This is a genomic window from Halorarum sp. SLYT50 (assembly GCF_059821265.1).
In genome coordinates, this window is the sequence record NZ_JCAMRW010000006.1 from 86834 (window position 1) to 109487 (window position 22654).

Genomic DNA, 22654 nt, shown 5'->3' on the forward strand with positions numbered 1-22654 from the left:
AGAGCAGTACTGCGCGGTGCCGCTGGCGCTGCGACAGCGGGCGTTGCTGCGAGCATAGTGGATCCCGTTGCAGCACAGACGGCCGACGAATCGGACTACGGCGGCTGGTTCGATAATACGAGTAATTACGACGGCACCATCGACAAGACCGGGCAGCAGTCTGTGACTGTCACCGTCGGGGCGGAAGGAAATAACGGCAATTACGCCTTCGGCCCCGTTGCGATCCGCGTCGATCCCGGGACTGAGGTTGTCTGGGAGTGGTCCGGGAAGGGGAGTATGCATAACGTCGTCGACGAGGGCGGGGCGTTCGAGAGCGAGATGACCGACGAAGCAGGCCATACTTTCACGTATACGGTCGAGCAGACTGGCATCGTCAAGTACGCCTGTCAACCCCACAAGGCGATGGGGATGAAGGGTGCAATCGTCGTAGGAAACCCGTCGGGCAGCGGGGCGGCGACGGACGCAGCTGGGGGACAGGCGAGTGAACCCGAGTACGGAGACTGGTTCAGTGACGTCCGCAATTACACCAAAACAGTTGATAAAACTGGGCAATCAGAAGTGACGATCACTGTCGGTGCAGAAGGGAACAACGGCAGCTACGCCTTCGATCCGCCTGCAGTTCGCGTCGACCCCGGAACGAAGATCATCTGGGAGTGGTCTGGAAAGGGCAGTATGCACAACGTCGCTGCTGAGGATGGGAGCTTCGAGAGCAAAATGACCGACAAAGCCAGCTTCACGTTCGAGCAAACAATCGAGAACCCAGGCATCCAGAAATATGCCTGCATCCCCCACAAGGCGATGGGGATGAAAGGCGCAATCGCGGTGGGTGGCACACAGGCGAGCAGCGGGTCGAATTCCGAACTCGGTGATCTGCTCGCCATCGGTGGAGGGCTCGGACTCGCTGGCACGTTATTCACGATGTTCGCGTTCGGTGCCCGGAGCAAGACCCGAAAACACCAGTCCAAATCGTAGGAGAGGCAGATTCAATCTAGACTCTGAACTTGTTGGATTCCTCGTGCTGATTTGAGCGTTGTATCGCGATACAGTCGCGTAACGGCGGTCAGGAACGGATCTGAGATATGTTCGCTTGTCTATCAACTCTAGAGGATACAACTACTTGGACTGCGTTTCATTGAGAGATGACGGTTCTCTTCTCCAACTGCAGTATCTGTGTCTGCTGGCAAGCCAACGGAAAATCATTCCACAAAGTGATGACGATCGACCGACGGTGGTTCAGCACCGGTTTCAGTGCGACGTGAAAATCTCGTCGCTAGACTCACGAGCGCTGCGCCACTTCGAAGTACCGGTGCGTGGAGGAACCGGGGAAGGTGGTCGTGAATCGTGAGAAGCCGGGTTAATCCCTCTCCCATTGACTGTTGGCTCTCGAGTACCTCTCCAATCACTGGCCGGCGGATCCGTTCAACTCGCTGCAGTACGTCGGTCGATACTGAAGCCGTCTCTTGTTTGAGTACTGGCGTGAGTATCCGATGTGCGGTGACGGCGTCTTGGATCGCCATGTTGTTTCCCTGGGCGCCGATGGGAGAGGCGACATGTGCGGCGTCGCCGATGAGCAATAACCCATCCACGACCCAGCGCTCAGCGAGCGCTGACTGGATCGACAGTAATGCACACTGGTCGAACGAGGTGAGGTGCTGGCCGACACTGTCTGCGAGTCTGGGCTCGATACCGGCGACCTGCCTCCGAAAGGACTCGATACTGTGGTCACGGATCTTTGGGTATGTACCCTCCTGGATGAGCAAGCCGTACTGCGACTCGTGGTTGCTCAGTGGGGAGTACGCGAGAATCCCTTCTCGTTCGATACGGAGATGTGTCGACAGATCTGCTGCTGCACGGGGCAGTCTGAACCAGACGACTTCCGATCCCGTCTCCTTTGTCTGCAGGTCGATCTCGGCAGCGTCTCGGGTCGTTGAGTACCGCCCGTCGGCCCCGACCACGAGGCGGCTCCGGATGGTGAGCTGCTCACCACTCGGTCGCGTCGTCGCCGTGACTCCCGAAATCGTTCCGTCGTCACGGAGGAACCCATCCACGGTGGTGGAGTCGAGAAACGAGAAGGTGTCGTACTCTCGGGCACGTGCAACGATGCGTCGAAGCAGCGGTGGTTGCTTCATCAGGATAACCTGCTCGTCGTCAAACTCGAACAGGGGATACGACCGACCGTAGGCGACGAGCGTCCCCCGAGAGATCGTCTCGTGGGGGAGTGATTCGATGTCGTCGCGGAGATCCATCTCGGCGAGGAGGGTCGGAATCGGCGGACGGAAGCCATACCCGCGGAACTCTCGATCGAGTGTCTGCTGTCGTTCGACCAGTGTCGTCTCCACGCCACTGCGTGCGAGCAAGTAGGAGAGGACGCAGCCAGCGGGGCCCCCACCGACAACGACGACATCAGTCGAATAGTCAGTCACTGGATTCCCTCGTCACGGCCGCTCGTCTGGTGGCTGGTACTGTCGACGTCACACGTCCACAATACCGGAGTGTCCATATAGCCTGAACGAAGACATGGTACTCCTGACTACCGGTTCTTGCACTTGGTTCCCGAATGTATTCCATCTAGTCTGTTCACGAGTGGGAATGGAGTTTGACCTTCTCAGAGGGAGTGGAATTCTGGTTGTGGTCGTCATCAACGTTCGAGATAGAGCGAGTACAAGACGATCGCCAGGCCAATTGCCACGAGGATACTATTGATCAGGATCCCCATCTCCAGGGAGACCGAGAGGATTTGATGGGCGATCCCTGCGAGCAGCACGCCGAACGTGATGACACCGAACCCGATGCCGAGAACGCGAAGCGATGGCGTTCCCGTATTCCGATAGGCTCTGAACGCGATATACGTGACCCCGCTGCCCAGGAGTAGAATCACCGTCTTGACGACGACGATAGCTGTTTCCACCCAGATCATAGTTCGTCCCCCATCTTCGACCAGATGTCTGCAAGCCGTTCGTCGGCGTTCCGTGGCGGCCGCTCGACGCTCACCGAGAAGTTGTCGTCCTCGTCCATGGAAATCGTCACGTCGTCGAAGTCGCGTTTGTATTTCGTTGTTCGACCACCGCCGGGGTTAATCGTATCCTGTTCATGGACGAGTGAGGCTTGGCTGAGGAGTTCGAGCTTTCGGTACAATGTCGATTTTGGGATGTCGCAGGTGTCAATGAGTTCGGTTGCGGTCATGGGTTCAGCTGTTTTACGGAGGATTGCCCGGCAGTCGGCGTCGTCCAGCGCATCAAGGACTGCCTGAAGTGATGGCGTGTCCTCAGATGACGCTGAATCACGCACCATTGTCTGAATTTGGCAGGTACTCGGGATATGCTATGCGATTACGGTTTCCCTGGCCGGGAGTGGAACCAGTCTGCCAACGTTGTCATTCCACCGAGACTACGACTCGGAGCCGTCTCCGATCCGTCGTTCTCCATCGTGAGTAATCTCGTAGAGGCCTCGACCGACCGGATAAATCTGGCCGTGCTCATGGAGTCGGGCACACGTTTGGTCGACCGTGATCGGATGGCGATCTGCAGTACGGGCGATGTCCATGACATAGAGTGGCGACTCCGCGCCGAGTATGGCCAGGACTTCCCGGTCGAGTTCACGACCAATTTCACTCATCACATCCGTTGCTCGGCCAGCGGTCGCTCCCTTTTCCTGACGCGATTCTGCGTGCTCGGTCATCACGCATAGCCCCCGCTCTCTGCGTAGATCTCCAGCAGTTCCTGGTAGCGATTCCGAATCGTGACCCGGCTCACGTGGGCCGCGTTACTCACCGTCTCCTGTGTCAGTTGTTCGTTCGTGAGGTGCGTCGCCGCGTAGAGTGCGGCTGCGGCGAGACCGGCAGGACTTTTTCCACTATGTGCGCCCGCTGCCTTTGCCGTGGTAAGGAGATCGCGCGCTTGGCGGACGGCCTCGTCGCTTACATCGAGTGCTGACGCGAACTGGGGGACGTATTCTAATGGATCCGCTGGTTCGATCTCTAGTCCGAGTTCCCTGGAGACGTATCGATAGGCGCGCTGAATTCGGATCTCTGCGACACGACTGACTTCAGCGAATTCAGCCAGCTGTCGCGGCGTCCCGTGTTGTCTGGCTGCAGCGTACAGTGCGGCTGTTGCCATGCCTTCGATGGACCGGCCAGGTAGGAGATCTTCTTCGACGGCCCGTCGATAGATCGCTCCTGCCGTTTCTCGAACTGGGTTCGGGACATCGAGAGCAGATGCCATCCGACTGATCTCGCCGAGTGCCTGTTTGAGATTCCGCTCGTGGGCGTCTTTCGTTCGGAACCGTTCGTCCCACGTGCGAAGGCGCTGGAGGCGGGCTCGCTTCCGCCCGGATACCGATTGGCCGTACGCATCCTTATCTTGCCAGCTAATCGTCGTACTGAGTCCCTTATCGTGCATGAGCTGGGTGGTTGGCGCGCCGACGCGGCTTTTCTCGTCTTTTTCATCGGTATGGAACGCCCGCCACTCCGGCCCATGGTCGATGGAATCCTCGTTGAGGACTAGGCCGCACTCTTCGCAGGTCGTTTCTCCGTGTTCATCGTCATGCACAATCTGCCCGTCGCACTCCGGACACGATGAGAGGGGCTGAGATTCGGTGACCGTCTGCCCGTCATCTGTGCGGCCGTCTTCGATATCGAGTTGAGTTTTAGTCATGAATACTGGGGATTCAGTACCGATGTTCGTTCACTCTGAAAGGGTCTCTCTAGCAATGGTGGGGGTTGGCAGTCGAAGAGTATGCGGCGGAATCCCAGGCTTTGGGAATCCGCCAATATGATTTACCAGGACCAAATGAAAACTGCTGGCTCAGAAATGTAGATACGTCTTCTCGCAAAGTTTCAGCCAGTGTATGGTGTGGTGTCGTCACCCAGAGAAGTCGCTGTACGACACCGCTCCCTGGTCAACGATTGTCTGGCTCTCGGGGACATCTCCGTCCGGCGGCATACTCCCTTCAGCTGGGCCGCCGGGTTCCCCGACGACGATGCGGCCGGTCATGCCGAGACCCTTGTGCGGGGTACAGAAGTAGTCGTACGTTCCTACGGTCTCGAAAGTATGTTCAAACGTTGCGCCCTGTTCACTGAGAATCCCACTGTCGAAGGTTTCAGCCCCGCCTGGGATGCGTGTAACTGACGCTTGTCCGGTCCCCTTCTTGTACGCCGTCGCAGAGTGGCTTCCGCTGTCGATCTCGAATGTGACCGATTTGCCGGATTCGACGAGGAGCCCGATCGGATCGAAGTAATAGTCGCTTCCCTCTGTGACCATCAGAACGGTGTTCGTTCCCCCGTTCGTCGGTGAGTCTGTCTCCCCGCTCGCGTCAGGGTTCGAACTGCTACAGCCAGCCAGCCCAGTGAGACCGGCGGTTGCAGCCACTCCGGCCGCCTTCAGGATCTGTCGGCGCTCCATACCTGGACATCGGAATGGTGTAGATAGGCCACTTTGGCGGATTCCCACCCCTCGGGACTCCGCCGTCGATTGACTGTCCCTGCGCTCGAAATTCAACCGATGGCTAAGCCATTCGTCTCTGTACCTTCCGGTTTCGTGGGACCGCCTGCAGGGCGAGAGCGAACTGACGACCAATCCCCGCACTCCTTCACCGCAAGACCCTCTACGTACTCGATTCGATGGCGCCACGGCGGTGATGTGGATGGTTGACCCGGTCATCGCGAGCCGGCTCCAGTTCGCGCTCACCACAATCGTTCACATTATCTTCCCGGTGATGAGCATGGGGCTCGCGCCCTTCCTCATCTACTTCACATGGAAAGAGATCCGCACCGAACAACCGATTTACGAGCAATTGCGTCGGTTCTGGACGAAAATTTTCGCCGTGAGTTTCGTCGTCGGCACGGTGACCGGTCTCGTTCTTGAATTTGAGTTCGGCACGAACTTCGCTGCGTTCTCGCGGACGGCCGGGGAGCTGTTCGGCGGCCCGCTCGCGCTCGAAGGGATGATGGCGTTCATGCTGGAAGCGACCTTCCTCGGTATCTTTGTCTTCGGCCAGGATCGCGTTTCGGACCGCCTCTACTTTCTCTCGAGTATCGCCGTCGGCCTCGGAACGTGGCTCTCGGCTGTCTGGATCTTGATCGCGAACTCCTGGATGCAGACGCCTCGCGGGTTCGAGATCGTTGTCGAAAACGGCCACCGCGTCGTGAAACTCACCGACCCCTTCGCAGCGTATCTCAACCCACGATTCCCCTATATGTTCGTCCACATGCAGAACGCTGCGGTGGAATCGGTCGCCCTCTTCATGGCGGGTATCGCCGCCTACTACGTCTTCCGCCACCACGTCTGGGGCTACCCGATCCAACATATCAGCTTCTGGGAGAAGACGCTCAAGATCGCGCTCGTCGCACTTCTCATCACAGCGCCACTTCAAGTCCTACAAGGCGACGCCTACGCGCGTCACGTTGCCGAGACCCAACCCCAGAAGTTCGCCGCGATGGAAGCCGTCTGGGAGACCGAATCGTACGTTCCCGAGTACATCGTCGCCTTCCCGACGGACGTCAACGACCTTCTGAACCCCCGAACCAAGGATCTCTTCGGAATCGGAATTCCGGGTGGTGCCTCGTGGCTCGCGAGCGGCGGGAACGCACAGGCCACGATACGGGGACTCGATTCATTCGACACACGTGCACCACCAGTCGCGATCGTCTTCTGGGCGTTCCGCATCATGGTTGCCCTTGGATTCTGGTTTATCCTGCTCGCAGGGTGGGGCGCGTATCGCTGGTGGCGGGGCGAACTGTTCGACGACGATCTGCTCCACAAAGCACTGATGGCGTCCTCACTCTTGGGCTTCGTCGCCGTCGAGGTCGGGTGGATCGTCACGGAGGTCGGCCGACAGCCCTGGGTCATCCAGGGCGTCATGAAGACCGCAGCAGGGGTCTCTCCAGGACTGACGGCGACGGAGGCGACCTTCACGCTTTTCGGCTTCGCCACCGGGTATGCGCTGCTACTCGGACTGTACACCTACGTCGTCGGTCGCATCATTCGAGCCGGCCCGCCGGCACGTGAAGATCTCGAACTCCTCGACCGCTTGGAATCGCCTGAGTCGGAGGTGACCACGAGTGACTGACATCGACGCGCTTGCCGCCGAGCCGCTGTTTGGCTTACCGCTGGCAGAACTCTGGTTTGTCCTCCTGTTCTTCATCTTCGGGATGTTCCTCTTCCTGGACGGCTTCGACTTCGGGGTCGGTATCCTCTTCGCCACCCGCGACGACGACCACGAGAAAGAACAACTGCTCGCGGCCGTCGGGCCGTTCTGGGACGGCAACGAAGTCTGGCTCGTCGTCTTCGGCGGGGCCCTGTTCGCAGCCTTCCCGGCCGTGTATGCGAATCTCTTCAGCCGATACTATCTGCTGATGTTCGCGATTCTCGCCGCGCTTGGGCTTCGAGGACTTGCCCCCGAGATGTACGAAGAACGTGAGGATACCCAGTGGCGGCGATTTTGGGGTTCCGCGTTCGTCATCGGAAGCGCGATGACACCGTTCCTGCTGGGGCTGTTCGTGATGAACTGGCTGCTCGGAGCGCCCGGCCTCATCACGGCCACGGGTATCCTCGGTGGCCTCGCAGTCGTCGCGCTCACCGTCGTCGACGGAGCTGCGTTTCTCGGCCTGAAGACTCGCGGAAGCCTCCGTGCAGAGGCCAGTACGTATGGAGTACGTGCCGCGCTAAGCTATCTGGGACTCGCCGTGCTCACGCTGGGGACCGCGTACGCGACCACTCCGGGGTTGCGCGCGTCGTTCCAGTCACCGCTCGTCGGTATGCTCGTAATCGCGACTGGCGTCCTCACAGTCGCCTATATCGTCGCCTTCCGTCGGCGTCGATACTACGTGGCGTTCGGGACTGCAGCCGCGCTCGTGTTCGCACTCGTCGGCCTCCTGGCCACGCTCATGTTCCCATACATTAACCGAGCAGCAGGCCTCACTGTTCAGGACGCGATCGTCTCCACGCTCCCGCTCAATCTCATGTCGATCATGGCGAGCGTGCTCATCCCGATCGTTCTCGGGTATTTCGTCGTACTCTACTCAGCATTCAGTGGGCCTGTTGAAGCGGGTGAGACCTATTGATGTCCCGAAAATCCGATTCCATAACCACCGTCTCATCGAATCTCACACCCGTTCACGGAGGAGGACGGGGTCGAACTGCGCGAGGGAGCGGGTGGGAGCAATGACGTCGTCACGGTCCGATACCGAGCCACAGTTGGTGTCTCGGATTCTCGTGACCTGGATCGAAGTCACGGTCGTCGGTCTGACAGGCGGTGTCCTTGGGACCTCCGTCGGTGGTCCACCGGGACTGATCGTCTATCTCGTTACGACACTCCTCTCGCTCGGGATTCTCTTCTACAACGTGAACGAACTCATCAAACGATGGATTGCGCACGAACTGAGTCCAGACACTGGTCCCAGTTGAGGCACCTCCAATGTAGATCCACGACCCGCCCCGAATTCGATTGAATCAGCCAGGTAGAAGTGGTTCCTCGGCTAAGATTTGATAATGGCTCCAGAACGGTCCCCGATTCGTGGCTCTCGTCGGCCGCTCTCCGTTCTGCTCTGCGTTCTCGTCGGACTTACGCAGGTTCCTACAGTATCCGCCCATGGGTCGACGGCGACTGGCGGCCTCTCTCAGGGCCATGGTATCGTTCTCGCCCTCGTTGGCGTCGGACTGCTCGGCGGAGCCAGCGTACTCAAACGAACGAACCACATCTCGCCGACGGTCGCCCTCTATGGCATCTTCGTTGGCGTCACCGCGACTGCGCTCGGTGCCGTCCTTTTCGAGGGGCTGTCACCGGATCACACGTACACGGCGCGTCCGATGCCATTTCCGCGATCGTGGTATCCACTTCTGTCAGTCTCAGTCGGCTTCATGATCATGCTGGTGAGTGTGGTCGTCGGTTGGCTTCGCTGGCCGACCCGGCCACGGTATACCTTCCTCGGCATCCTCATGGGGTTGTGGATCACGTACCCCTACCTCATCCCCGGGCCAGCCAGCGACTCGCACCCACTCGGCTATGCGATCGTCTTGGGAACGCCAGTCCTCGTCGGCTACGTCGTCTGGACGGACGCTGGAAGCGTTCTACGCAGGATTTTGCAAGATCCGGTTGTCCGGCGCTTCGGTATCGGTGTGGGGGTCGTCATGGCGCTTTTCTTCGTGTCTGTCACCGGCTACCTCTCGTTCTTCCCGGAGGAAAGCCTCCCTCACGAGCGGGTGGTCGTCGTCCTACCGGCGATTTACCAGCTCGTGACGTGGCCCGTCCTCGAAGTCTATCTCCCGCATATCCCCCTCTTCGTAGCGATATCGCCCGCGCAACTCATCGTTGTCGGAATGCTGAGCACGCTAATCGGATTGAATGCGGCGCTCATCGCCCGCCACTGGCGAGTCGAAGAACGTGCCGGGCTGACGGAGGGTACTGCGGGAAGCGCTGCGATCGTGGGGTCGTGTACATGTGGCTGTTGTGGGCCACTCGTCGCCAAAATCGCGGTGCTGGCGGCGGGACCATCGATTGCCGCCCCGCTGTACTGGGTGTTTGTCGACTCCGCCTCCCCAGTCAGTACCCTGTTCATCATCGGGAGCGTCATTCTGTTTGCAGGGAGCCTGATCTTTTCCGTCGAATCCGCACAAGAGGCCGGACAATCCGCGTCGATCGCTCCAGCCGATTAACTCCGGCACCAACTGAATCCCCTCTCCGACGGTTGACAACGAGCATCTGCGAACTGCCGCTGACGTCCGTCCCGGAACAGCGGCGAGTCGTGAGGCGGGATGGTACGAGTGGAAACCTATACGCCTCTCCCCCACAGGAGTTCGTATATGGCGAATTCCAGTCCGTCCACGTTCATGCTGGGCATCGTGCTCGGAATCGTACTCGTCGTCTTGGGTGTCGGTGCCTACGTGCTTTCTGACTTTGCGAGTATTACGGCGCTCATTCCTGCCATCTTCGGGGTTGTCATCGCCATCTTGGGCGTCGTGGGTCGCCAGCAGCCGGCTCGGCAACGGCTCGCTGTCTACGGAATCGGCCTCCTGGCGGTGCTCGGCGTACTGGGCTCGATGCGAGGGGTTCCAGCGATTATCGCGTTGCTGACCGGCGAGGCAGTCGACTCCGTTATCGCGACCGTTTCACAGGGCGCGATGATCGTCATCTGTCTCGTCCTCCTCGCCGCTGTGATCCAGTTCGTCCGCGAGACGCGTGCATCGACGAATCCGTGACCAATCATCTCATCGGCGACATTCTTCCAGGAGATGCGAATCCATTCCAAGCATTCCGACGGAGCTGTAGTGCTGCCTGAGTTGGGACTGCTGTTACTTCGGGTACTTTGAGAAACCCCTATTCGATAGTCAACGCCTCGATAGTGGCTGAAGATACGTATTGATGAGTCTCGCTAATAGGCAGAGATAGAGACTGTCACGACTCTGATTTGGGTTGTAGTACCCGTCCTGGTCCGGGACGCTTCGGACCCTTGAATACCCGTTCGACCGAACACGATGAGTATGGAAGTCTCGAGTATCGCAGTCGACGAGTCCGTCTCGGACGTCTTTCCCCCCGAACAGTTGCGAGACGCCCTCACTGACATCGTCGACGTAGCAATCCTCGATGCTGGCGCCGACTCGCTCGAACCGTACGACGCCGTCGTCACGATGGCTTATCACGAGAGCTACCTCGAGGAAGTCGACTGGATACACTCGATTCAGGCTGGTGTCGATCGCTTCCCCTTCGACGAGTTGCGCGAGCACGGAGTGCTCCTCACGAACAGCAGCGGCATCCACGGTCCGGCGGTCGGCGAGACCGTCGCGGGATACATGCTTTCGTTTGCACGTCGACTGCTGCCAGCCGTGAAATCGCAGACCCAGCGGAAGTGGTCGCCTCCTGCATGGGACGACGCATATACGCTGGCAGACGAGCGATGTTGCATCGTCGGGTTAGGGACGCTCGGACGGGGAATCGTGGACCGGGCGACCGCGCTCGGACTCGACGTCGTCGGCGTCCGTCGCTCCGGTGACCCTCTCGACGGGGTTCGAACAGTCTACACACCGGACGACCTCCATACGGCGATCCGGGATTCGAAGTTTGTCGTGCTCGCGGTTCCGCTCGTCGACGAGACTCGCCATCTCATGTCCACCGAGGAATTCGCCGCGATGCGTGACGATGCGATTCTGATCAACGTCGCGCGTGGCCCTGTGGTCGACCAGGCGGCGCTCGTCGACGCTCTCGAAGCTGGGGCGCTCGGTGGGGCTGCACTCGACGTTTTCGAGGCGGAACCGCTGCCCGAGGAGTCCCCCCTTTGGGAGTTCGAGGAGGTTCTCATCACTCCCCACTGCGCAGGATTCACTGAGGACTACTATCGGAACGTCGCGGATCTCGTCCGGGAGAACATCGCCCACATCGACGCCGGCGAGGAACTCGTCAATCGATCCGTGTAGCTGAGTGGGTTGGGATTACGCGGATCGCACAGATCGAACAGAGGCACACGATAGACTTCCACTATAGCTGTTCAGTGATATGCTCCTTGAGCAGCGTCCGGTGACAGCGTTTCTGGTCGGTGTTCTCGAAACAGACGAAGACGAGGTGTTCACCATCACGAAGCCTGTTCGTGAGTTCACCGGCTGCCTCCTGAGCATCCGCTGCTTCGGTGAGATGTGTTCGGTACCGGTCTTCGAATCCGACCTCGTCCCAGGCAGCATTATGGGCGCCTTCGTCACACATCCCCTGCATTTTGAAATCCTCGTGGCGCTGTTTGAACTCGTCCAGGAGGTCTGGCGGTGGACCGAGTGCCGGGTAGTTCTCGTTGATCGTCGTTCTGAACCAGCCAGTGGGCCGTCGTACCACACCCACGAGCGTAGCCTCCGGGGAGATGTCTACGAGATCATGCTGTAGCGCTGCGACGTACGTGTCCTCGAGGAGGTCAGAGGTGGTCACGATCTCTGTCTTTGCCGTTCGGCGCCCAGCGTAGTCAACCTCCCGGTGGATGTCTATGGCCCCTGCCCGCTGGGGGGTTTTGTGATCGTTCGCAGAGCGAGAATATGGCTGGGTTATGCTGTCGAGACTGTCCAGCGGGTAGGACGACCGACATCGATTCGGGCAGCGGATTGACGCATTACTGCCGGAGTACGGTTCAAATAGAGACGGCACGTCCAACAGGTATCGAATCAACGGCTGTCTGTCGATATCGAAAGCTATAGTCCGATTTGTGAGCAAGAGCTAGGGGAATGTCGTGGATCTTGCTCTTTGTAGCTGGCCTGTTCGAGATCGCTTGGGCAATTGGCTTAGAGTATTCTGACGGCCTCTCAGAACCAATCCCGACAGCGGGTACAGTCATCGCGCTCATCATCAGTATGGTATTACTCGCGAAAGCGATACAAAACCTGCCGATCGGGACCGCGTATGCTGTCTGGACGGGGATCGGCGCCGTTGGCACTGCCACGCTCGGCATCGTCTTATTCGACGAACCGGCGACGAGTGCCCGTCTCCTCTTCATCTCCGTGATCGTCTTCGGGATCGTTGGCCTCCACTTCGTCTCTGGAGGCCACTAACGACGACTCACCGAACGGAGTCCGGCGGTTACCAGCCGTACTCCTGGTGGACCTGACGACCTTCTTCGTTCAACAGTGGTCCGACCACATCGCTGACGCCATCCAGAATTTCCGCGCACCGAACTGTTGGCTCGCTCCCGGTGAACGCTGCGATTTCATCACTCCCGACACTGTAGGCGACGCGACCGAACCCAGCTGTCGCCATCCCGCCAGCACACATCGGACACGGTTCGGTGCTCGTATACATGACCATCGCAGCGCGCTCATCGGCGTCGTACTCTCGGCACGCGCGATACGCGAGATGGAGCTCGGGGTGGCGGCGGATATCGTCCTCCGTACTCTCGCGATTCGAATCGCTCATGATGACAGTATCGTCGCGGACGAGTACGGTGCCGAACGGTTTGTCGCCACGAGCGGTAGCCTCGCGCGCTAGCTCGAAGGTCTCGCGCATATGTGCGTCGTGGTCGAACTCGTCGAAATTGGGAGCTGCCATAGCTGTATGGTAGTCTCTCTGGGTGAAGTACTTGGTTGGAACGGCGACTCAGGCTTCGTTTGGCCTGTGACGGTCCCTGTCGGTTGGTCTATCCTTCGGGAGGTGATGACGGTGATTTTTCACCCCGCTGCCAGCCTACCCTCTGACCTCCAGTATTCTAGATGTAGAGTGGTTAAGAGTCTGCAACGCGGACCTACCGACCGAGGAATGATTCTAAGTGACGGATAGAATGAAGGCTGTTCGCATGCACGAGTTCGGCTCGCCGGATGTCCTCAGATACGAGGATGCGCCCCGTCCGGATCCGCTTGATGATGACGTGCTCGTTCGGGTTCACGCAGCGGGTGTCAACCCAGTCGACTGGCGGATTCGTCAGGGAATGCAGCTGGTGTCGATGCTGCCCGAGAATCCGTTTCCCCTCATTCTCGGGATGGACGTTTCAGGCGTCGTCGAGGAGACCGGCGCGTCAGTTACCGAATTTGAGACGGGCGATGCAGTGTTCGGTGTCAATGGGTTCCCGGAGTTAGGTTCCTATGCGGAGTATTCGGCCACACCTGCCGAGCAACTAGCCCCGAAGCCCAAATCGCTCGATCACGAGGGGGCAGCTGGCGTGCCGGTCGTCACGCAGACCGCTTGGCAAGCGTTATTCGAGTATGCTGATTGCACGGCCGACCAGCGAGTTCTCATCCACGGTGCAGCAGGTGGTGTCGGACATATGGCCGTCCAGCTGGCGAAATGGAAGGGGGCCGACGTAATCGCCACAGCGTCGGGATACAGCGAAGACTATCTCCGGGAGTTAGGCGTCGATGAGTTCGTGAACTACCGCGAGGAGCGCTTCGAGTCAGTGATTGATGAGGTCGATATCGTGGTAGATACAGTCGGGGGTGAAACCCCAGCACGCTCAGTTGACGTGCTCAGGAAAAAGGGGGTGCTCGTTTCAGTCGTTGGACAACCATCCGGAGCGCTCACCACCAACCACGACATTGATGTACAGGTGGTAAGTGGGCGGTCGAATTCCCCATCGCTCCTAACAACGATTAGCGAACTGATTGACGCCGGAGAAGTGCGCCCCACGATCAGTGCCGAATTCCCACTCGAAAATACAGCTCAGGCACACGAAGTAGGTGAGACAGAACACGTACAAGGGAAACTCGTTCTCAGCGTAGCGTGATTCGACGTGTCGTACATTGAATTGAGATCCACAGTCAGTATCGAGTGGATCTCCCACTCCAATTCTTGTGACAATAGAATTAGAACTATTTCTCCAACACGGATTAGCGTGGCCACCGCCCTGTAGCGGATGACTTACGGGGAGCACTTACCGAGAGAGTAATAGAACGGATGGAATGGATACGGAAACTCCGGAATTCGCCAGCAGCGGCCGTGATTTTCGCGAGTACCCTCGTCGCTGTCATGGGTGTCTCACTCATCAGCCCTGTACTCCCAGCGGTCCAGGAGGCATGGAACATTTCGGAGGCACAGGCCAGCCTCTTGCTGTCGGCGTTCACGCTCCCCGGAATCTTTCTCACTCTCCCGATTGGACTGCTAACCGACCGCATCGGTCGAAAACCGATTCTAATCCCGGCGCTCGTTGTCTTCGGACTCAGTGGTGGCGGTATCATCTTCATTTCCGACTTCACCCTGATCTTGGTCCTGCGAGCCATCCAAGGGGCGGCGAGTAGTGCGATTGCGATGCTCACGGTCACGCTCCTCGGCGACCTCTATTCCGGTGAACAACGACGAGTGCTAATTGGGACCAACGCGGCGATTCTCGCGGTGGGTGCTGCTGGCTATCCGTTACTCGGCGGTGCGCTCGCGACAGTCGCTTGGTCGGCGCCCTTCGCGTGTTTTCTCCTCGCGCTGCTCGTCGCTGTACCCGGCATAACCTTGCTCGAGGAGCCACAGCGCGACGAGAACAATACGAATTCGAGTATCCGTGCATTCCTCACCGGGCCCACATCGATGACCCCCTTCGTCGTGCTCTATCTCGCAATCTTCGGTATTTTTGTCATCCTCTATGGTGCGCAGCTCACCGCCGTTCCGTTCCTACTCGCCAACGAATATCAGCTCTCTTCAGCCGGTATCGGCCTTCTCGTGGGATTACCAGCAATTTCAATGGGAGCGACAGCAATGCAAGGTGATCGCGTGCTTCGGTCGCTCACGAGCTTCCAATCGATCGCGCTCGGATTCGTGAGTTACGGGATCGGACTCGTCATTGTCGCCGTCGCGGACTCCATATACGTAGTTGCTGGTGCACTCCTTCTATTCGGACTTGGTCAAGGACTTGCAGAGCCGATTACGGATACGGCACTCAACGAACGAGCACCGGACGAATTCCGCGGGAGCATTATGAGTATTCGGACGAGTGTTCTCAGACTCGGCACGACGGTCGGTCCGCCGCTTAGTGTCGGGGCTGCAGCACTGTTCGGCTATCGTCAAACCCTGTTAGTGTCTGGTGCCGCTGCCTTCTTGATCGGAGTAACGTGGTTTACGGTGAGACGTCAGTGAACACTCAAAGTCAGCTAACAGATTGGAGACGGAATGTGTTCATTGGTGGGTATCCAGAATTCGACGTACGGTGACCTCGGCAAGCTGTGTGAAACCCACTGTATCCGGCATAACATCGACAGCGATCCCATGCTTGTCGACAGCACGTTTTGTTGGTGCTCCTATCGCTCCAACAATCGTCTCCTCTAGCTCGCGTTGGAGTGCAGCGACAGCGTCACGTTCAGTCGCAATTTGAACGAAGTACTCTACCGTCTTTGGCGAGGTGAACAGTATACCGTCCAGCTTACCGTCTACCGCAAGTGAAACCGACTGTCCCGCAGTCTCCGGTCGTTCCAAGCGATATAAGGATGTTTCGCTGACAATTGCACCAGCTGCTTCCAGTCCTTCAACAAGTACTTCGCTGCCGTGTGCACTCCGAGCAAGTTCAACGGTTTGGCCCTCGACATCAGTAGATAACTCGTCGACGAGTCCTGTGGATGTGAACGTCGATGGAACGATATCGACTGAATAGCCCCGATTGCATAATGCGGTTGCAGTCTGATCTCCGACAGCACAAACAGTGGTTCCTCGTTGTTTCCATCCTGCTGTCGCAGCTAGATCGACACCGGTCTCGCTTGTGAAGATACAGTAATCCGCATGTTGGGGAACCTGACCGGTCGGTGTGATTGCCAGCATCGGGTCTGGAATCGGGGATACATCGAGTGACTGGAGATACTCGACCGCCTCAACGATACGGCTGTCGTCGGGTCGGAGAACAGCCACCGTCGGCTGGGACATATTGAACAGTTAGCCGATGCTGGACTTGTGTGTATCGAGAATCGGCGACCAGTCTCGAACGATTCAAACCGGCATCCTGCTAATTGCCGGTATGGACGAGGAGTCTCACGACCACGTTGTTCCCGGAAGTGATGAAGAGTTGACCACGCCAGACGTGCAGGGCTACGACTTCCGTGGCGAATTCGATTTTCAGGAGATGCTGGAAGCGTATGCAACGACGGGCTTTCAGGCGACGCAACTCGCAGAGGCCATCGACATCGCCGAGCAAATGCAAGACGCCGATGCCACGATCTATCTCACATGCACGTCGAATATCATTTCGTCGGGATTGCGTGAAGTCGTCGCCTACCTCGTTCGTGAAGGGTACGTCGACGTGCTTATCACGACCGCGGGATCGCTGGCGGAGGATGTTATCAAAACGGCGAAGCCGTTCAAAATGGGAGAGTGGGATGCGGACGAGGCCGCGCTCCGAGAACAGGGAATCAACCGTCTTGGGAATCTCTTTGTTCCTTCCGACCGATACGTCTGGTTGGAGGAGTACCTGTACGACTTCTTCGAGGAGTTCTTCGCCGACGAAAAGGTCCGGACGCCGACGGCGTTTGCCCGCGAGTTAGGGGAGACACTCGACGATCCCGATTCGGTCCTGAAGCAAGCGGCGGACAACGACGTTCCCGTGTACTGTCCAGCGCTGACGGACGCCGAAGTTGGGAACTTTCTCTACTATTACAGACAGGGATACGACTCGGAAGTCGGCATCGAAATCCTCGACGATTATGACTCGCTTATCGAGGACGGGATGCTTGCTGACACGACAGGTCTGATCGCAGTTGGAGGGGGCGTCCCGAAACACCACGCGATTATGACAAATCTGTTCCGTGGCGGGGCGGATTACGTCGTCTACATCTCGACTGGTATGGAAGGGGATGGCTCACTCTCTGGAGCGCCCCCGAACGAGGCAGTATCGTGGGGGAAGATCAAAGACGATGAGCGGACGAATTACACGCAGGTTGAAGCAGAAGCAACGCTCGTCTTCCCACTGCTTGTAGCGGGTGCTTTCAGCGAGTGAGTGCGATCTGCTGATTAAACTGGCGCTGTAGCAGACTGTAGCTAGAAAGCGTAGTAGGGTGGTTACAGTTGATGCTTGGCGGTCAACCGTTCAGTCCGAGTGTGCGGGAGATCCAAGTTGATCGTTGCCTTCGCTAGAGTCGGTTGCAGCCACCTGATCACCGTTCGCCGAGAGCAGGTGGCGCTTCGAGTTGAAGACGACGATGAGACTACTGACCGCCATCATAACGGCGGCGATCAACGGCGTGATCACGCCAGTCATTGCCAGTGGAAGCGCGATCGCGTTGTAGCCAGCCGCCCAGAGCAGGTTCTGTTTGATTCGGCCTCGTGTTTCACTCGCCAGCTCGAAGACCTCAGGAACGGCGTCGAGACGGTCGTCCAGTACTACCGCGTCGGCCGCCTCGATCGCCAGATCGGTGCCGCTCGAGACCGCGATCCCGAGGTCTGCGCTCGCGAGGGCGGGCGCGTCGTTCGTTCCATCGCCGATCATTGTCGTCGTCCCGCGCTCCCGGAGACCCTGGACGATCGCTTCCTTGGACTCGGGGCGCACGCCTGCAAATACGTGATCGATCGCTGGATGGTTTGCAAATGTTTCGGTCATCCGTTCGTCGTCGCCTGTCAGCACGACGATTTCCCGGTCCGCATCCGTGAGATCGGAAACCACGTGTTCCCAGTTCTCACGCGGCGTATCTCGGACCGAGACGATCCCCTGGACGACACCCTCCCAGGCAATCGCCGTCGGATGATTGCCCGATTCGTAGGCGTCCGTGACGGCTGTCTCGATTTCTGTAGGTATCGTCCACTCGTCGGCGTCAAAGGAGTCTGGATGGCCGATAACCACGCGGGTATCGTCGACGAGGGCTGACACGGTACGGTCGGCGCTCTCGAAACGCGACACAGAGCGTGTGGTCGGCGGGGCGGCATCGTCGATCGCAGCGGCGATGGGGTGGCTCGACCGGCGTTCGACGGCGGCCGCCATCGCAAGCACTTCGTCAGGATCGTCGCCAGCGACGTCCACAAGCTCCATCTTCCCCGTGGTGAGCGTCCCAGTCTTGTCGAACACGACGACCGCGGAGTCGTCGATCCGCTCGAGCACTGTCTCGTTGAGAACGAGTATGCGATTATCGGTGGCATCGCGGGTGGCCGCCGCGAGAGCAAGCGGGGTCGCGATCCCGAGCGAGCACGGACACGAGACCACTAACACAGAGACACCGACCATTATAGCTGTATTCGGGTCGTTGCCGAGGACGAACCAGCCAGTGGCAGTTAGCACGGCAAGCCCGAGTACGAACGGAACGAACAGTACTGCAAAGCGGTTGACAATATGCTGGACACCCGTCGCAGAACTCTTGACGTTCCAGAGGAGTTCGACGAGGCGATCCATCGTGCTGGTGTTTTCTGGACCAACTTCGACGACAACCGCATTGTCTGTGGGGATCGACCCGCCGAGTACAGTGTCCCCGACAGATTTCCGTTGCGGGAGAGATTCACCTGTGACGAGTGCCTCGTCGATCGCGGCAGTCCCGTCGACAATCTGGCCGTCGACTGGGACCCGTTCGCCAGGTTTGACTAACAGGTGATCGCCAGGCTCACACGCTTCAATGTCGATGGTTTCGGTGGCCTCGCTGTCGTCGTCGAGCCGGCGGGCGTCATCGACGCGTGAATCAGTGAGGTCAGCGCGATTGCCGAGTGCAGCGCGTTTGACCCGTGACTCAATATGGTTTCCGATAGTGACGATCGCGAGCACCATCACTGCGACGTCGAAGTACGGATCGCGCCCGCCCGTGAGGTAGGTGGCCAGCGAGTAGAGGTACGCTGCGAGCACCGCGATGGCGATCAACACGTCCATGTTCGGGCGACCGACTTTCAGGCTCACATAGGCCCCACGGAAGATCGGATATCCGAGCCCGATAACGATGAGTGTGCTCCAGACCGCTAGCGGCCCGAACACCATCGCCTCAACGGTACTCCCGTAGAGAAAGTTCTCGGGATAGATGCCGAGGTATACCGGATAGATGAACAGGATGTAGAGAATCAACACGGGCATCATCAGTACCGCCGCGAGCACTGCACGGTATTTTCCGAACTCGACACGCGAACGCAGCGAGTCGTTTTCCTCGTCGGGACCGTGGGCCTGATAGCCCAGTCGACTGAGTGCAGCGGAGATCGCGTTACGGTCGATCTGGGCAGGATCGTACACCACCTGCGCCATTTCAGTGGCGTAGCTCGCACGCGCCTCGTGAACACCGTCCTCTTCCTCGGCAAGGAGTTCGATGAATCCTTCGCAGGTCTGACAGTGCATACCGTCGATCGAGAGGTAGGCCGTTTCGGCGCCCTCGGGGACATCGGGTTGGGAATCCTCGGCCGCGACACGGTCACGGACGGCCGTAATGGAGAGGTCAACGTCCTCACCGTTGTCAACCAGGCGTGCGACCTCTAGACAGCCCCGACAGCAGAACTCGCCGTCGATGGCCTTGTCGATGATTGGGTCTTCGATAGGGAGGTCACAGAGTGTGCAGGTGGACATGTTACGCAACCGCCTCCGAGCCGGAGATCGGTTGATAGTACGGGATGTCGGGCAACGGGAGCACGACGCCAAACCGCATGAGCCCCATCGCTAACAGGACGTATCCGAGCCCAATGAACAACACACCGAGTCCATAGTGGACCACCTGTCGCTGGCGGGCGCTCACTGACTGGATCACCGTTCCGTAGAGGAACACGCTAGGAATCGTCCCGAGCCCAAGCGCGGCGAGCGAGAGGAGACCATATACAGGCGAGCCCTGTGCGAACGCATACAGGAATGCGGGATAGAGCAGCATACACGGCAACAATCCATGAAGCGCGCCAAGCCCGACGATGCCGATGCCGTTGACCCAGCGGTCGATCCGTGTCGAGATCACTGTGTAAGTTCGCGCGAATATTGATCCGATACCAGTATCGGCAATCACACCTTCGACGGCTCCTTGTTGGTAGCCGGCCAATCGGGTGATTCCCATCCCGAGGATTGCCACGCCGATGCAGATGCCGACGACACCCTGGACTGGCCCGAGAATCCCGGCGAGCCCGATCGTCCCATAGAGCAGCGCGCCAGCAGCCCCGAAGACAGCCCCGATGAGGGCGTAGCTCATCGTCCGGCCGAGGTTGAACAGCGTGTGCTGTCGCACTTCATAGAGAGTGAGTGCGCCAGACCAGCGGTCGTCGGTTTCCATACGCTCGGCGTAGGTTGCAACAAGCGGGCCGCACATTCCAATACAGTGTGCACCGCCGAGGAGGCCAATCAGAAAAAACACCACCAGTCCGTAGCCACTCGCGATGCCGATCTCACTCAGTTGTACTAGGACTGCCGAGATCATACTCACGGCTGGCAAAGCCAGCATAGATTAGAGTATACCACCCGTCCTGTGTAGTTGGTTTCGGTTCGGGCCGTGACTTCGAAGGTCACTGATGAGAATAAATAGGAACACACAGCCCGAATGTTCATTAGATATGCCCGAATTCATGCAGCGATCGGCACGGGAACTTGCGTCTGAAGCCCGTACTGGATGTGTGTCTGCGCTAACCCTCCTCGAGTCAACCCTAGAGCGTATCGGAGCAATCGATGATTTGAACGCGTTCATCACGATCACTGAGAAATCGGCACGGGAGCGTGCTCACGCGGCCGACGCTGCAGCGGCCCGTGGAGAAGACCTCGGCCCACTCCACGGTGTGCCAGTCGCAATCAAAGATCTTCGGAGCCGGAAAGAGGGTGTCAAGAATACGATGGGACTCGCTCCATTGGCCGATAACGTGGCCGACGAGGATTCCATCACAGTCGAGCGGCTGGAAGCTGCCGGTGCCGTCATCGTCGGTACGACTAACACACCGGCACTCGGTCACACTATTAAGACAGAGAATCGGTTCGTTGGTGCGACTCCGACCCCGTTCGACTCCGATCATTCTGCGGGCGGCTCATCTGGCGGCTCGGCAGCGGCGCTTGCGGCGGGTGCCATACCGCTTGCCATCGGGTCGGATATCGGTGGCTCGCTCCGGGTCCCAGCCTCCTGTTGTAACGTCATCGGGCTGAAACCGACGTTCGGGCTCGTTCCCGAACGTATCCCATTCGACGGATTCGGCACCCACTCTCCGTTTTTTGTGGGTGGGCCGATGGCACGAACAGTTGAGGACACAGCTCTCTTACTCGATGTCCTCGCAGGCTATGACGACCGAGACCCATTTAGTGTGCCCCGTCCAGAGACGGAATACGTCGAGGCCACTAATCGGCCGACTACTGAGCTATCGGTTGCGTACAGTCCGAATCTGGATTTACAACCAGTTGCATCGACGGTGCGTGAAACAGTTGATGCTGCCGTCACGGACCTAGCGGCCGGCGGTGCGACAGTCGATACTGTGGACGTCTCGCTCCCGTCGTATGAAGAGCTCTCGATGGCGTACGTCACGCAGGTTGGCGTCTTCTTCAGTGCATTCGCTCAACGAATCGAAGACCGGTACGGCATCGACTTCGAGACGGCAGATGTCGAAGACACGGTTCGATCGACGATCGCATTAGGAACAGAGACCGACGCTGCCGACAATCGATTACAGAACGCGCCACGGACTGATGCATACGATGGCATTCAGGACGCGCTGACTGGCTACGACGTTCTCGTGACACCCACTCTTACCGTCCCACCGTTCAGCAAGCATCTCACCGACGGCTATCCAACGGAAATCAACGGTCAATCCGTGATTGGTGTCCCGACAGACGTGATGTTGACATGGGTGTTCAATATGACTGGCCATCCTGTAGCGTCGGTTCCTGCTGGGGTTACCGACAACGGTCTCCCTGTTGGGTTACAGATAATTGGCAGGCGATTTGCCGAAGCTGATATTCTGAGCGTCGCTGCAGCACTCGAACGAGTTCGACCGTGGATGGATCAGTATCCTGTACGGTGAACTGACCAGTCATCGGTGGCTGACACAGCGTCTGAATCTCTTGAGCAGTTCCCGAGATCAAACACAGTAACTGGTTTTCTCATTGTGCGAAATTATTTTTCATTCCTATAGAAGACTGCTTACTATATCAGCGAGATATACTTGGACAGCCCCAAATGTGACTCGCATAGTAGCGGCCCCAAATCCAAGAGCGATGAAACTCATAATGACAACGAAATTGGCCTTCGAATCGTTGGGGCTAAGCAGGAGCGTGAGTACAGCAAGCGTTCCCGCCATCGTACTGATGAAGAATCCTGCCAGAAATGACAAACCCGTGAAAAATGGGTCAGTGAAATCCATCACGGAGTACGCTGGATCATAGATC

General features: G+C 58.4%; 22 protein-coding genes. 11 read left to right on the forward strand and 11 right to left on the reverse strand.

Going from position 1 to position 22654, the window contains the following annotated elements:
• Positions 1-57: 57 nt before the first annotated feature.
• Entirely contained in the window at positions 58-972 is a 915-nt protein-coding gene (locus AC6RUA_RS20115) for a halocyanin domain-containing protein (protein ID WP_499816412.1), read from the forward strand.
• Between the two features lie 224 nt (positions 973-1196).
• Here the strand turns inward: AC6RUA_RS20115 and AC6RUA_RS20120 are convergent, their stop codons facing one another.
• From AC6RUA_RS20120 to AC6RUA_RS20145, 6 genes are all read right to left on the reverse strand, one after another.
• Positions 1197-2423, reverse strand: a complete 1227-nt coding sequence (locus tag AC6RUA_RS20120) for an FAD-dependent monooxygenase (protein ID WP_499816413.1) — start codon at positions 2421-2423, stop codon at positions 1197-1199.
• Between the two features lie 215 nt (positions 2424-2638).
• Positions 2639-2917, reverse strand: coding sequence for a DUF7521 family protein (locus AC6RUA_RS20125; RefSeq protein ID WP_499816257.1), 279 nt, complete (start codon positions 2915-2917; stop codon positions 2639-2641).
• Entirely contained in the window at positions 2914-3291 is a 378-nt protein-coding gene (locus AC6RUA_RS20130) for a helix-turn-helix domain-containing protein (RefSeq protein WP_499816258.1), read from the reverse strand. Before AC6RUA_RS20130 ends, AC6RUA_RS20125 begins: the two co-directional genes overlap by 4 nt.
• A 96-nt stretch (positions 3292-3387) precedes the next feature.
• A complete protein-coding gene (locus AC6RUA_RS20135) occupies positions 3388-3678 on the reverse strand; it encodes a transcriptional regulator (protein WP_499816259.1) in 291 nt (96 codons plus the stop codon).
• Positions 3678-4652: a transcription initiation factor IIB gene (locus AC6RUA_RS20140; protein WP_499816260.1), complete on the reverse strand. Its 975-nt coding sequence runs from the start codon at positions 4650-4652 to the stop codon at positions 3678-3680. The genes AC6RUA_RS20135 and AC6RUA_RS20140 overlap by 1 nt, the downstream gene beginning before the upstream one ends.
• A 207-nt stretch (positions 4653-4859) precedes the next feature.
• A complete protein-coding gene (locus tag AC6RUA_RS20145; protein ID WP_499816261.1) occupies positions 4860-5399 on the reverse strand; it encodes a plastocyanin/azurin family copper-binding protein in 540 nt (179 codons plus the stop codon).
• A gap of 241 nt (positions 5400-5640) precedes the next feature.
• Between AC6RUA_RS20145 and AC6RUA_RS20150 the strand changes: the two genes are divergently transcribed.
• The 5 genes from AC6RUA_RS20150 (at position 5641) to ddh (ending at position 11405) form a co-directional block, all read left to right on the forward strand.
• Complete coding sequence (locus AC6RUA_RS20150; RefSeq protein ID WP_499816262.1) at positions 5641-7065, forward strand: cytochrome ubiquinol oxidase subunit I; 1425 nt, start codon at positions 5641-5643, stop codon at positions 7063-7065.
• Positions 7058-8059 (forward strand): cytochrome d ubiquinol oxidase subunit II, encoded by a 1002-nt coding sequence (cydB, locus tag AC6RUA_RS20155; RefSeq protein WP_499816263.1) that lies wholly within the window; start codon positions 7058-7060, stop codon positions 8057-8059. Before AC6RUA_RS20150 ends, cydB begins: the two co-directional genes overlap by 8 nt.
• Before the next feature lie 427 nt (positions 8060-8486).
• Complete coding sequence (locus AC6RUA_RS20160) at positions 8487-9650, forward strand: hypothetical protein (protein ID WP_499816264.1); 1164 nt, start codon at positions 8487-8489, stop codon at positions 9648-9650.
• A 174-nt stretch (positions 9651-9824) separates the two neighbouring features.
• Positions 9825-10193 (forward strand): hypothetical protein, encoded by a 369-nt coding sequence (locus tag AC6RUA_RS20165; protein WP_499816265.1) that lies wholly within the window; start codon positions 9825-9827, stop codon positions 10191-10193.
• 276 nt (positions 10194-10469) lie between these two features.
• Complete coding sequence (gene ddh / locus AC6RUA_RS20170; protein ID WP_499816266.1) at positions 10470-11405, forward strand: D-2-hydroxyacid dehydrogenase; 936 nt, start codon at positions 10470-10472, stop codon at positions 11403-11405.
• Between the two features lie 61 nt (positions 11406-11466).
• Here the strand turns inward: ddh and AC6RUA_RS20175 are convergent, their stop codons facing one another.
• A complete protein-coding gene (locus AC6RUA_RS20175) occupies positions 11467-11901 on the reverse strand; it encodes a DUF488 domain-containing protein (RefSeq protein WP_135822951.1) in 435 nt (144 codons plus the stop codon).
• A gap of 290 nt (positions 11902-12191) precedes the next feature.
• Between AC6RUA_RS20175 and AC6RUA_RS20180 the strand changes: the two genes are divergently transcribed.
• Complete coding sequence (locus AC6RUA_RS20180; RefSeq protein WP_114579067.1) at positions 12192-12515, forward strand: DMT family transporter; 324 nt, start codon at positions 12192-12194, stop codon at positions 12513-12515.
• Positions 12516-12543: 28 nt separating this feature from the next.
• Here AC6RUA_RS20180 and AC6RUA_RS20185 read toward each other — a convergent pair whose 3' ends face one another.
• On the reverse strand, positions 12544-12966 hold the full coding sequence (locus AC6RUA_RS20185; protein WP_499816267.1) for a nucleoside deaminase: 423 nt from the start codon (positions 12964-12966) through the stop codon (positions 12544-12546).
• A gap of 286 nt (positions 12967-13252) precedes the next feature.
• Between AC6RUA_RS20185 and AC6RUA_RS20190 the strand changes: the two genes are divergently transcribed.
• Positions 13253-14176 (forward strand): NADP-dependent oxidoreductase, encoded by a 924-nt coding sequence (locus AC6RUA_RS20190; RefSeq protein WP_237560641.1) that lies wholly within the window; start codon positions 13253-13255, stop codon positions 14174-14176.
• Positions 14177-14346: 170 nt separating this feature from the next.
• On the forward strand, positions 14347-15513 hold the full coding sequence (locus AC6RUA_RS20195; RefSeq protein ID WP_135806859.1) for an MFS transporter: 1167 nt from the start codon (positions 14347-14349) through the stop codon (positions 15511-15513).
• 39 nt (positions 15514-15552) lie between these two features.
• Here AC6RUA_RS20195 and AC6RUA_RS20200 read toward each other — a convergent pair whose 3' ends face one another.
• Positions 15553-16290 (reverse strand): uroporphyrinogen-III synthase, encoded by a 738-nt coding sequence (locus AC6RUA_RS20200; protein WP_135806860.1) that lies wholly within the window; start codon positions 16288-16290, stop codon positions 15553-15555.
• A gap of 91 nt (positions 16291-16381) precedes the next feature.
• Between AC6RUA_RS20200 and AC6RUA_RS20205 the strand changes: the two genes are divergently transcribed.
• Positions 16382-17356, forward strand: coding sequence for a deoxyhypusine synthase (locus AC6RUA_RS20205; protein WP_135806861.1), 975 nt, complete (start codon positions 16382-16384; stop codon positions 17354-17356).
• A 90-nt stretch (positions 17357-17446) separates the two neighbouring features.
• Here AC6RUA_RS20205 and AC6RUA_RS20210 read toward each other — a convergent pair whose 3' ends face one another.
• The gene (locus AC6RUA_RS20210; protein ID WP_499816268.1) at positions 17447-19882 is read right to left on the reverse strand and encodes a heavy metal translocating P-type ATPase; all 2436 of its coding nucleotides are present in this window, start codon (positions 19880-19882) and stop codon (positions 17447-17449) included.
• A 1-nt stretch (position 19883) separates the two neighbouring features.
• Positions 19884-20735 carry a sulfite exporter TauE/SafE family protein gene (locus AC6RUA_RS20215; RefSeq protein WP_135822956.1) on the reverse strand — a complete coding sequence of 284 codons (852 nt, stop codon included), beginning with the start codon at positions 20733-20735 and terminating at the stop codon, positions 19884-19886.
• A gap of 109 nt (positions 20736-20844) precedes the next feature.
• Here AC6RUA_RS20215 and AC6RUA_RS20220 point away from each other — a divergent pair, with 109 nt between their 5' ends.
• Complete coding sequence (locus AC6RUA_RS20220) at positions 20845-22290, forward strand: amidase (RefSeq protein ID WP_135830749.1); 1446 nt, start codon at positions 20845-20847, stop codon at positions 22288-22290.
• Positions 22291-22654 lie beyond the last annotated feature (364 nt).

Bases quoted from the DNA above. Each gene is read 5' to 3' on its own strand.
- AC6RUA_RS20185 (WP_499816267.1), bottom strand. From the start codon at position 12,966: ATGCGCGAGACCTTCGAGCTAGCGCGCGAGGCTACCGCTCGTGGCGAC.
- AC6RUA_RS20135 (WP_499816259.1), bottom strand. From the start codon at position 3,678: ATGACCGAGCACGCAGAATCGCGTCAGGAAAAGGGAGCGACCGCTGGC.
- AC6RUA_RS20160 (WP_499816264.1), top strand. From the start codon at position 8,487: ATGGCTCCAGAACGGTCCCCGATTCGTGGCTCTCGTCGGCCGCTCTCC.
- AC6RUA_RS20125 (WP_499816257.1), bottom strand. From the start codon at position 2,917: ATGATCTGGGTGGAAACAGCTATCGTCGTCGTCAAGACGGTGATTCTA.
- AC6RUA_RS20140 (WP_499816260.1), bottom strand. From the start codon at position 4,652: ATGACTAAAACTCAACTCGATATCGAAGACGGCCGCACAGATGACGGG.
- AC6RUA_RS20180 (WP_114579067.1), top strand. From the start codon at position 12,192: ATGTCGTGGATCTTGCTCTTTGTAGCTGGCCTGTTCGAGATCGCTTGG.
- AC6RUA_RS20190 (WP_237560641.1), top strand. From the start codon at position 13,253: ATGCACGAGTTCGGCTCGCCGGATGTCCTCAGATACGAGGATGCGCCC.
- AC6RUA_RS20130 (WP_499816258.1), bottom strand. From the start codon at position 3,291: ATGGTGCGTGATTCAGCGTCATCTGAGGACACGCCATCACTTCAGGCA.
- AC6RUA_RS20205 (WP_135806861.1), top strand. From the start codon at position 16,382: ATGGACGAGGAGTCTCACGACCACGTTGTTCCCGGAAGTGATGAAGAG.
- AC6RUA_RS20165 (WP_499816265.1), top strand. From the start codon at position 9,825: ATGCTGGGCATCGTGCTCGGAATCGTACTCGTCGTCTTGGGTGTCGGT.
- AC6RUA_RS20210 (WP_499816268.1), bottom strand. From the start codon at position 19,882: ATGTCCACCTGCACACTCTGTGACCTCCCTATCGAAGACCCAATCATC.
- AC6RUA_RS20150 (WP_499816262.1), top strand. From the start codon at position 5,641: ATGGTTGACCCGGTCATCGCGAGCCGGCTCCAGTTCGCGCTCACCACA.
- ddh (WP_499816266.1), top strand. From the start codon at position 10,470: ATGAGTATGGAAGTCTCGAGTATCGCAGTCGACGAGTCCGTCTCGGAC.
- AC6RUA_RS20195 (WP_135806859.1), top strand. From the start codon at position 14,347: ATGGAATGGATACGGAAACTCCGGAATTCGCCAGCAGCGGCCGTGATT.
- AC6RUA_RS20145 (WP_499816261.1), bottom strand. From the start codon at position 5,399: ATGGAGCGCCGACAGATCCTGAAGGCGGCCGGAGTGGCTGCAACCGCC.
- AC6RUA_RS20200 (WP_135806860.1), bottom strand. From the start codon at position 16,290: ATGTCCCAGCCGACGGTGGCTGTTCTCCGACCCGACGACAGCCGTATC.
- AC6RUA_RS20215 (WP_135822956.1), bottom strand. From the start codon at position 20,735: ATGCTGGCTTTGCCAGCCGTGAGTATGATCTCGGCAGTCCTAGTACAA.
- AC6RUA_RS20220 (WP_135830749.1), top strand. From the start codon at position 20,845: ATGCCCGAATTCATGCAGCGATCGGCACGGGAACTTGCGTCTGAAGCC.